Annotated in this window: 9 protein-coding genes; 4 read left to right on the forward strand and 5 right to left on the reverse strand. The window is 69.3% G+C overall.

Going from position 1 to position 9,641, the window contains the following annotated elements; all coding sequences use genetic code 11:
• Positions 1-22: 22 nt before the first annotated feature.
• Positions 23-1,429 carry an ATP-binding protein gene (locus Q1A98_RS17590; RefSeq protein WP_299575866.1) on the reverse strand — a complete coding sequence of 469 codons (1,407 nt, stop codon included), beginning with the start codon at positions 1,427-1,429 and terminating at the stop codon, positions 23-25.
• 230 nt (positions 1,430-1,659) lie between these two features.
• Here Q1A98_RS17590 and Q1A98_RS17595 point away from each other — a divergent pair, with 230 nt between their 5' ends.
• Positions 1,660-2,559, forward strand: a complete 900-nt coding sequence (locus Q1A98_RS17595; protein ID WP_299575868.1) for a hypothetical protein — start codon at positions 1,660-1,662, stop codon at positions 2,557-2,559.
• Positions 2,560-2,640: 81 nt separating this feature from the next.
• Here Q1A98_RS17595 and Q1A98_RS17600 read toward each other — a convergent pair whose 3' ends face one another.
• Positions 2,641-3,378, reverse strand: coding sequence for a sulfite exporter TauE/SafE family protein (locus tag Q1A98_RS17600; protein ID WP_299575870.1), 738 nt, complete (start codon positions 3,376-3,378; stop codon positions 2,641-2,643).
• A gap of 33 nt (positions 3,379-3,411) precedes the next feature.
• Positions 3,412-4,683, reverse strand: a complete 1,272-nt coding sequence (locus Q1A98_RS17605; RefSeq protein WP_299575872.1) for an HNH endonuclease signature motif containing protein — start codon at positions 4,681-4,683, stop codon at positions 3,412-3,414.
• Positions 4,684-4,927: 244 nt separating this feature from the next.
• Between Q1A98_RS17605 and Q1A98_RS17610 the strand changes: the two genes are divergently transcribed.
• The 3 genes from Q1A98_RS17610 (at position 4,928) to Q1A98_RS17620 (ending at position 7,664) form a co-directional block, all read left to right on the forward strand.
• On the forward strand, positions 4,928-5,932 hold the full coding sequence (locus Q1A98_RS17610) for an ATP-binding cassette domain-containing protein (protein WP_299575874.1): 1,005 nt from the start codon (positions 4,928-4,930) through the stop codon (positions 5,930-5,932).
• Positions 5,929-6,657 carry a methionine ABC transporter permease gene (locus tag Q1A98_RS17615; RefSeq protein WP_299575876.1) on the forward strand — a complete coding sequence of 243 codons (729 nt, stop codon included), beginning with the start codon at positions 5,929-5,931 and terminating at the stop codon, positions 6,655-6,657. The genes Q1A98_RS17610 and Q1A98_RS17615 overlap by 4 nt, the downstream gene beginning before the upstream one ends.
• Before the next feature lie 92 nt (positions 6,658-6,749).
• Positions 6,750-7,664, forward strand: a complete 915-nt coding sequence (locus Q1A98_RS17620; protein WP_299575878.1) for a MetQ/NlpA family ABC transporter substrate-binding protein — start codon at positions 6,750-6,752, stop codon at positions 7,662-7,664.
• Between the two features lie 133 nt (positions 7,665-7,797).
• Here Q1A98_RS17620 and Q1A98_RS17625 read toward each other — a convergent pair whose 3' ends face one another.
• Both Q1A98_RS17625 and Q1A98_RS17630 read right to left on the reverse strand, forming a co-directional pair.
• Positions 7,798-8,586, reverse strand: a complete 789-nt coding sequence (locus Q1A98_RS17625; protein WP_299575880.1) for an ABC transporter permease — start codon at positions 8,584-8,586, stop codon at positions 7,798-7,800.
• Positions 8,583-9,602, reverse strand: a complete 1,020-nt coding sequence (locus Q1A98_RS17630) for an ATP-binding cassette domain-containing protein (protein ID WP_299575986.1) — start codon at positions 9,600-9,602, stop codon at positions 8,583-8,585. The genes Q1A98_RS17625 and Q1A98_RS17630 overlap by 4 nt, the downstream gene beginning before the upstream one ends.
• Positions 9,603-9,641 lie beyond the last annotated feature (39 nt).

A 9,641-nucleotide genomic window follows, 5' to 3' on the forward strand; every position in this document is an offset into this window, starting at 1 on the left:
GTGGCGGCCGGGACGCCGCGGGTCAGCCGTACATGGTGACGCCGTGGTCGTCCGCCTCCTTGCTGATGCGCCGGGCGAGGAACAACCCCTCCAGCGCGAGTTCCAGTGCGCTCGCGCGCTCGCCACCGTCGGCGGCGTCGAGGCGTTCGGCCACGGCGTCGACGACCGGGGTCGTCGTGTCCGGCGACGGGATGCTCTTCAGCAGCTCCGACGCGGTCACGCGGTCGCCGGTGACGACCGGTTCGCCGGATTCCAGCGCGGTGACCAGCGGGGCCATGTCGATGCCACCCAGGTGGGCCCGCACGGTGTCGGCGGTGGCCTTGCGGAGCAGGTGCTCGAGGATCTCGGTCTCGCGCCCCTCCTCGCCGGACTCGAACTCGACCTTGCCGCGCAGCACCTCGATGATCGACGTCAGGTCGACGACGCGCGCGACGGCCGACTCCTCGCCGGTGATCGTCGCGCGGTGCAACGCCGCCGCGCCGACGGTCTCGGCGCCGGCGATGGCGAAGCGCGCCGAGACGCCCGAGCGCTGGTCGATCGACGGGTGGTCGCGGACGTAGCGGGTGAACCGCGCGAGGATCTCGACGATGAACGTCGGGACGGTCGCGACGAGGTCCGCCTCCTGCTCGATGACGGCGATCTCGTCGTCGAGTTCGAGCGGGTAGTGGGTGCGGATCTCGGCGCCGAAGCGGTCCTTCAGCGGGGTGATGATGCGCCCGCGGTTGGTGTAGTCCTCCGGGTTCGCGCTGGCGACGAGGAGCACGTCGAGCGGGAGCCGCAGCGAGTAGCCGCGGATCTGGATGTCGCGCTCCTCCATCACGTTGAGCATCGACACCTGGATGCGCTCGGCGAGGTCGGGGAGCTCGTTGATCGCGACGATGCCGCGGTGGGCGCGCGGGATGAGCCCGAAGTGGATGGTCTCCGGGTCACCCAGGTTGCGACCGGCCGCGACCTTCATCGGGTCGACGTCACCGACGAGGTCGCCGACGGAGGTGTCCGGCGTCGCCAACTTCTCCGAGTAGCGCTCGGAGCGGTGGCGCCACTCGATCGGCAGGTCGTCGCCGAGATTCGCGGCCTTGCGGATCGCGGCCGGGGTGATCGGCTCGTAGGGGTGCTCGTCGAGTTCGGAGCCCTCGATGACGGGCGTCCATTCGTCCATCAGTCCGGCCAGGGTGCGGAGCAGGCGGGTCTTGCCCTGGCCGCGTTCGCCGAGCATGACCACGTCGTGGCCGGCGAGGAGCGCGCGCTCGAGCTGCGGGACGACGGTCGACTCGAAGCCGACGATGCCGGGCCACGGGTCGTCACCGGCCCGGAGCTTGGTGAGGAGGTTGTTGCGGATCTCGTCCTTGACCGACCGCTGTACATGGCCGGAGGCGCGGAGTTCGCCGAGAGTGCGAGCAGAGGGATGTCCGGTTGAGGCTGACGTCACCTCTCCACGCTACGAGTGTTTCGCCTGTCACGCACTGAGCCGACCCGTCCCGACCCGCGTTCTCGCTGTCAGCGAACGGCACGCCGAACCCTGCCGCACCCGGCTTCCCGCGACACCTCCTCGCATCCGCGACACCGTTCCGCTGCCGCGACTGCGATGGCAGTCGCGGCAGTCGAGGACTGTCGCGGGAGTCGACGGATCCGGACGGAGTCCCGCTGCGTCCAATGGTCATGGGTACGAACGACGACGCTGATGCTGTGCTCCGACGCCCGGCCGCGCTCGCATCCGGTCTCACCGACCGCCTTCTCGAGGCCCGGGTGCGTGCCGGCGAGCTCGAACGGCTGCGGCCGGGAGTGTGGGTGCCGACCGCGGACCGGCTCCCCGAGGCCTCGCACCGACTGCGTGTCCTCGCATGCCCGTCGCACACCCTGCCGGTGAGTCACCAGTCGGCGGCCGTCATGCACGGCCTCGGTCTCCTCCACCCCGATTTCTCGCGTGTTCACGTCACCACCGGAACGGCGTCCGGTGGGCGCGTCCATCCGACGCGGCACATCCACAGTGGGCTCCTCGGCCCCGAGGAGACCGTCGTCGTCGATGGTGTCCCGACCACCAGCATCGAACGGACAGCAGTCGACGTCGCGTGCGGGTACGACTTCGACGCCGCGCTCGTCGTCTTCGACTCTGCACTGCGAGCCGGCGCCGACAGGGAGGTGATGGCGGAGACCATCGCTCGGGGTCGTCGACGGGGAAACGCGGCCGCGCGTATCGCCCTGCCCCTCGCGGATGGGGCAGCGGAGAGCGTCGGCGAGTCGTGGAGCAGAGCTCAGATGATCACGGCGCGGCTACCCACCGCCCGACTACAGCATGAGCGTCGGGTCCGCGGACGCAGGATCGTCACGGACTTCGACTGGGACCGTCAGCTCGTCGGCGAGTTCGACGGCCACGTCAAGTACGGCCGGCTGCTCAAGCCCGGTCAGACGGTCGCAGACGTCGTCGAAGACGAGAAAGCTCGCGAAGACCTGTTGCGCTGGGACGGGTCGATGGTGGTGCGGTGGATCTGGGCCGACCTCGAGCGCCGCCGGGTCGCGTCGATCGTGCAGCCGTGGCTGGGGCGGCTGGGTCTGATCTGACCCTGTCGCGCGACAGAGATCGACTCCCGCGACTGCGATCACAGTCGCGGGAGTCGACGGGTGTCGCGGGAACGGGCATCGTCAACGAACAGCGAGCCAGACGGCGAGACCGAGGCCGGCGATGCCGATCGCGATGCGCAGGGGGCCGGCGGGCAGTCGCGCGACGATCGGGGGTCCGGCCCACCCGCCGGCCAGGCAGCCGATGCCCATGGCGAGGGCGGCGACCCAATGCACGGGGCCGGTGATCGCGAAGACGACCGCTGCAGACAGGTTCGACAGGCCCAGGAGCGCCGACTTCAGTAACGTCGCCCGCCACAGCGGTTGCGCCGACGTGACGAGCGCAAGGGCCAGGAAGATGACGCCCGCGCCGGCACCGAAGTAGCCGCCGTAGACCGCCACCGCCATCGAGGCGACGGCGAAAACCGTCGGCATCTCCCGGTGACCTGCCGCCCGCCGCAGGACGGGCTGCGCCAACACGGCGACCGCGGCGAGCGCGACGAGGACGGGAACGATCGCCTCGAACGATCCGGACGGGGACAGCAGAAGGATGCCCGCGCCGATCAGACCACCGACGACGGCGATCGCACCGAGCATCGAGAGTCGCCGACGGTCGTCGAGCAGCGACGACCCCGCCTTCGCGGTGCTCCCCACACCCACCGAGACGAGCGCGACGGTGTTCGTGACGTTGGCAGCCAGCGGCGACAGCCCGGCGAGGAGCAACGCCGGATAGCTGACGAGCGACGCCAGCCCGGTGATGTAGCCGACCAGCCCGGCACCGAATCCGGCCACGGCCAACAGCGCCAGGGTGGTGAGAGTCATCGCCACCATCTTCGCCTGCGGCGGAGTGCGCGGTTACGCGGCCTCATCGGTATCTCGCGCGGGTGCGCGGGAGCGGTGTTCGTGTCCGGTGGGTGTTCGTATCAACGCGTCGTGGGTGCCGTCGTCGTCGATCGCGGTCGTGACCTGCCAGCCGAAGCTCTCTTTCTGCCGGTTGTGCGTCCGACACTCCCCCAGCCCGTTGAGAGCGTCCGTCGCACCGCCGTCGTGATGCGGGTGTGCGTGGTCGATCTCGACGATCGGGGCATCGCAGTACGGGAACCGACACGAGATGTCGCGGCGGGTGATGAAGCGGCGCAGACCGGACGGGAAGATCCGCGCCTTCGACTCCATGGCGACGAGCGCACCGGAGTCCGGCGCTGCGAACAGCCGTCGCAGCGTGACCAGGGCGTCCGCGTCGAGGGCATCGGTGATCAGGTCCCGGGCGGTATCGGCCGGGATCGGCCCGTAGCCGGGAACCTCCGCCGCGGCGCTGGAGTCGGCGAGGAGGACATCCGCGGAGACAACTACGTCCACCGCGACCGGGAGGTCCTCGGCTCGGGCTTTGCCGGTGAGTCGTTCGACGAGTGTGTCGGCCATGATCTGCGTGTGGCTGCGATCGCCGTCGCCGACGAGTGCGTCCGCATGCTGCTTCAGCGCGGCGTACGCGGCGATCCCCGCCTTCATCGGTAGGAGCGCCGAGAGCTGCACCATGGCATCGGGTTTCGGCCGCATGCTCACGCGACGGTCCTTCGGCGCGGATGCGTTACGGTCCACGACGGCCTGCGGGTCACGCTGATAGGCGAGTTGCTTCGCCAACGCCTCCAGCGCCCGATCGCCGACACCGTCGAGCGTCGCGGCATCGGCACACAGTGCGTGGTCGATGACGCGCCGATCCTCGACCTGGAGGTAGCCGGTCTCCCGGACAAGGATCGTCGCCCGCCACTCAGAAAGGCTGCCCTCTCGGAGGCGAGCGAAGGTGTTCGGCATCTCGCCCATCGCCCGGGCGAACCCCAGATGGCGGCCACCGGCGTTGCCCGACACCCGCCGCGCCAACGCCACCTCCGCCGACAACCCCCGGCACCGTCGCTCGATCGGGACGCCCCGCTCGGCCTCCGCCGCCGACCGCAACTCCTGCAACCGCAGAGTGTCCGCCGCCTGCCCCGCGGCGCAGGCCGCTTTGATCGACTCCAACAGGGAGATCCGATCAACCGCCTCGACCTCATCACCGGCAGCGGGAATCTCAGCGAGCACAGCCATCACCTCACGCAACGCGTCTCGCGCGTCGATGATGCCCGTGCTCGTCATGAGTACATGTGTACACGAGGGGTCCGACAAGATCGGAGACTCAAAAGCATCTGTGGACAACCGTTTTCGGTGCTTCACCTGCCCAACGAACGGCTCCGACCGCCCAACAGGCGGAGGGAGGTTTTTTACTATGCCGCGATAACGGTTTCCGCTGGTCACAGCACATACAGGCGTCGCAGGCCGCACCGGAATCACCGTGATCGCAATGCTGTGTGACCGCGACGCCCGCCGTGATGATCCTCCGGTGATCGAGATCCAGGGACTCACCAAGACGTTCGGGAGCGGCCCGGGCGCCGTCACCGTCCTCGACGACATCGACTTCGCCGTCGCCGCCGGTGAGATCTTCGCCGTCGTCGGACCGTCAGGTGCGGGCAAATCGACGCTGGCGCAGTGCATCAACCTGCTCGAACGTCCGACGTCGGGGTCCGTCGTCGTGAACGGCGAGCGTCTCACCGACCTCGACGAGGCGGGTCTGCGGACAGCACGGCGACGCATCGGCACCGTGTTCCAGTCGGCGAATCTGCTGAGCCGCCGCACCGCCGCGCAGAACGTCGCTCTCCCCCTGCAGTACCTGGGCGTCACCAAGACCCAGACGCAGGAGCGGGTCGCGGAGTTGCTCGACCGCGTCGGACTGACGGCGCAGGCGAACAGGTACCCCCATCAGCTGTCGGGCGGTCAGCGCCAGCGCGTCGGCATCGCGCGCGCCCTGGCCCTGCGTCCGTCGGTGCTGTTGTCCGACGAGGCCACGTCGGGTCTGGATCCGGCCACGACGGACTCGTTCCTGGAGCTGCTCACCGAGGTCCGTGACGACCTGCAGATCGCGGTCGTCTTCATCACCCACGAGATGGACACCATCGTGAAGGTCGCCGACCGCGTCGGCCGACTGGATCACGGACGCATCGTCGAGCAGGGCGCAGTCGTCGACCTGCTCCTGGATCCCGACTCCGCGTTGGGGTCCGCGCTCCGGCCGCGCGCCGCGACCACCGCTCCGGCGCCGGGTGTCCGCGCGCTCCGGGTGACCCACACCTCACCCGCGGTGCCGGGCGACTGGATCACCCGCATCGGCACGGCGACGGGCGCCACGCTGACCGTGCTCGGTGGTCATGTGCAGGACGTCGGCGGGGTCCCCGTGGGCGAGTGGACGATCGGCGTGCCGGAGGCTGACGTCGCGGCGGTGGTCTCCGCGGCGGGACCGCTCGGACTGACCGCGCGACCCGTCGACACGACGACCCAGGTGGTCGCGGCGTGAGCGCGTCGAGCACCGTCTTGGCGGCCATCACCGTCCCGACGAACGAGATCCCCGGCCTGCTGATCCCGGCGTTCCAGGACACCGTGATCATGGTCGGCATCGTGATGGTGATCGTCGCCGTCGTCGGGATCCCGCTCGGTGCGATCGTCCACAACCTCGCTCCCGGTGGCCTGTTCGAGAACCGGGCGCTGCACACACCGCTGTCGTGGGTCATCAGCATCGGCCGGTCGCTGCCGTTCCTGGTGCTGATGACGTCGATCATCCCGTTCACGCGGCTGATCACGGGCACCAACATCGGCATCCCCGCTGCGGTGGTCCCCATGTCGATCGCGGGCATCGCGTTCTTCACCCGTATCGTCGAGAACTCACTGCGCGGGGTGCCGTCGTCTGTGGTCGCCGCCGCCACCGCGGCGGGCGGCTCGAAGTTCCAGATCATCCGCACCGCGCAGATCTCCGAGGCACTGCCGTCGATCGTCGGTGGTCTCACGATCAACACGATCGCGATGATCGAGTACTCGGCGATCGCCGGGACCATCGGCGCCGGCGGACTGGGCTACATCGCGGTCACCTACGGCTATCAGCGCTTCGACCACCAGGTGATGATCGCGACCATCATCACCCTGGTCGTCACCGTCGCGGTCATCCAGGTCGTCGGCGACGCGCTGGTCCGGTTCCTCTCCCCCGAGCAGTCGGTGCGATCGGCCCGCCTGCCGTCGAAGGTCTGACCGCCCAGGAAGAACCACCTCACAGCATCTCGCTCATCACACGGACGCGCACCGGGCGTGGCCGTGGCCCCCTGCGCACCGAAGGAGACACCATGACGCAGACCAGTCCCCCGTCCACCACCGACACCACAACCGGTTTCGAGGTGAGGAAGCGCCGTCGCGGACCGATCATCGCGGGCGTCGTCATCGTCGTCGTCGCGGTCGTCGCCGGACTCGTCGCCTGGCGATTTTTCGGGTCGGACTCGACGTCGCCGAACGAGAAGGCCGGCGCCACACTGACCGTCGTCACAGCCGAGGGCAACGCCAACGAGCAGGCTCTCGTCGACTACATCGCGAAGAACGTCGCCCCTCGCTACGGCATCAAGGTCGCGTTCAAGGGTCTCGCCGACAGCACCACGTTGAACCGCGCGGTCAGCGACGGTGAGGTCGCGGGCACCATCTACCAGCACAAGCGGTGGCTGTCGCAGGTACTCGACGCCAACCCTGATTTCAAGGAGGTCGCCTCGACGCCGGTGTTCCGCTGGGGATTCGGGATCTGGTCGGACAAGTACACCGACGTCTCGCAGCTGCCGAACGGCGCCAAGGTCTCCCTCTACTCCGACCCGGCCAACGAGGCCCAGGGCCTGTGGCTGCTCGAGCGCGCCGGTCTGATCACGCTCAAGCCGGGCATCGACAAGTCGCGGGCGACCCAGAACGACATCGCGACCAACCCGAAGAACATCCAGTTCACCCTGCTGGACTTCGCCGCCCAGTCACGCGCCCTGCCCGACCTGGACGCGACCGTCGGCTACACGGAGTACTACCTGGCCGCGGGGATCCCACTGACCAAGCAGATCTTCGCGCCCGCCGCCCCCGACGAGTTCGCCGGTCAGCTGACCATCGGGACACGCTGGCAGAACACCGACAACATCAAGAAGCTGGTCGCTGTGTTCAAGGACCCCGCAGTGCAGGACTACCTGCGCACCGACCCCCAGGTGAAGAACATCCTGCTGCCACTGCAGTCGTGACCGACTGACGCTGCCGCCTGACTCGCGAGCCGCTGACCCACCCGGGTCAGCGGCTAGCGGCGTCCCAACCGCCCAACGAACGGCTCCGACCGCCCAACAGACGGTTCCGGGTGCCCAACGAACGGCCCCGGGGTCAGCGGCTCGCGACGTGTCGGTAGCGCAGCACCGAGAGCGTCCCGAACACCACGAGGATCACCAACGAGCTGCCGATCGAGTAGGCGACGGCGTGGTCGGCCACCCAGCCGGTGGCGACCGGGAACGACGGCGGGGCCGGGTTGTCGAACAGTTGCCGGCACGCGGTCGCGACGGCGGTGACCGGGTTCCACTCGGCGATCGCGCGCAGCGGACCCGGCAGGCTCTGCGCGGAGATGAACGCACTCGACAGGAAGGTCACCGGGAACAGCCACACGAACCCGACGCTCTGCGCGACCTCGACAGTCTTCGCCATCAGACCGGTCAGTGCCCCGATCCAGGACACGGCGAACCCGAACAGCAGGACGATCGCGAACGCCAGCACGGCATCGCCGACGCTGCCCCGGATCCGCCACCCGACGGCCAACCCGCACAGCGCCATCACCGCGACGCTGACGATGCTCACCGCCAGGTCGGAGACGGTGCGCCCCAACACGACGGCGATCCGCGACATCGGCAGCGACCGGAAGCGGTCGACGATCCCGTCCTGCAGGTCCCCGGCCAACCCCACCGTCGTGAACGCTGCGTTGAACGCCACGGTCTGCGTGAAGATCCCGGCCATCAGGTACTCGCGGTAGGACCCACCGCCGAACGTGGCCCCGAAGACGTAGGCGAAGAGGAACACGAACATCAGCGGCTGGACCGTCGCGCTCACCAGCAGGGTCGGCACACGACGGATGGTGATCAGGTTGCGCTCGGCCATCATGACGCTGTCGGACACGACGCTCATGACTGCGACTCCTTCTCGGCGGTGAGTGTAAGGAACACGTCGTCGAGCGTGGGCGCGCTGACGGAGGAGTCGACCACCTCGACGCCTGCGGCGGTCAGCGCCGCGACAGCTGCTGTGGCGGAACGGGTCCCGTCGGAGACTGCGACCGTCCATCGGTCCAGACCGTCGACGCGTTCGGGGGGTGCCACGCCGATGTCGGACAGCACCCGCGTCACGGCCTGGTCGCCAGCGCCCTCGGCGACGACGACGGTCAGGATCGCCTGCGTGATGGTCGACTTCAACTCGTCGGCGGTGCCCCGCGCGATGACGACGCCCTTGTCGATGACCGTGATCTCGTCGGCGAGGGTGTCGGCCTCTTCGAGGTACTGCGTGGTCAGCAGGACGGTGGTCCCGGCCGCCACGAGGTCGGTGATGAGCGACCACATATCGCGACGCCCGCGGGGGTCGAGACCGGTGGTCGGCTCGTCCAGGATCACGAGCCGCGGGCGGGCCACCAGCGCCCCGGCGAGGTCGATACGGCGTCGCATCCCACCGGAGAAGGTCCGGGTCGGGCGATCGGCGACGTCGGCGAGGCGGAAGTCGTCCAACAGTTCCCGCGCCCGGACCCCGGCCGCACGACGGTTCATCCCATAGAGCCGACCGACCATGCTCAGGTTCTCGAACGCGGTCAGGTTGCCGTCGACGGCCGCGTACTGCCCCGACACCCCGATCGCCCGTCGCACCGCGACGGCCTCACGGGCGACGTCGTGGCCGAGGACCCGCACGGCGCCACCGTCCGGGGCGAGGAGGGTCGAGATGATGCGCACGGTCGTCGTCTTCCCGGCACCGTTGGGACCGAGCAGGGCGTGGACCGTTCCCGGGAGCACGTCGAGGTCGATGCCGTCGAGCGCGACATGCGTCGAGGCCGACCGGCCGAGTCCCCCGCCGAACACCTTGCGGAGACCCCGGATCGATACGGCGGCAGCATCGTCGAGTCGATCCGACGACGCCGAGGCGTCGGGCTCGGTGGACTCCATGGCCGCCCGTGCGGCGTGCCGCTCCCAGGGTGCGCGGTC

Origin of the sequence: uncultured Williamsia sp. (assembly GCF_947494875.1) — a bacterium.
GTDB lineage: Bacteria > Actinomycetota > Actinomycetes > Mycobacteriales > Mycobacteriaceae > Williamsia_A.

Excerpts from the sequence above, each read along its gene's own strand:
- Q1A98_RS17595 (WP_299575868.1), top strand. The coding sequence starts at position 1,660 with ATGGGTACGAACGACGACGCTGATGCTGTGCTCCGACGCCCGGCCGCG.
- Q1A98_RS17600 (WP_299575870.1), bottom strand. The coding sequence starts at position 3,378 with ATGACTCTCACCACCCTGGCGCTGTTGGCCGTGGCCGGATTCGGTGCC.
- Q1A98_RS17605 (WP_299575872.1), bottom strand. The coding sequence starts at position 4,683 with ATGACGAGCACGGGCATCATCGACGCGCGAGACGCGTTGCGTGAGGTG.
- Q1A98_RS17620 (WP_299575878.1), top strand. The coding sequence starts at position 6,750 with ATGACGCAGACCAGTCCCCCGTCCACCACCGACACCACAACCGGTTTC.
- Q1A98_RS17625 (WP_299575880.1), bottom strand. The coding sequence starts at position 8,586 with ATGAGCGTCGTGTCCGACAGCGTCATGATGGCCGAGCGCAACCTGATC.
- Q1A98_RS17630 (WP_299575986.1), bottom strand. The coding sequence starts at position 9,602 with ATGGAGTCCACCGAGCCCGACGCCTCGGCGTCGTCGGATCGACTCGAC.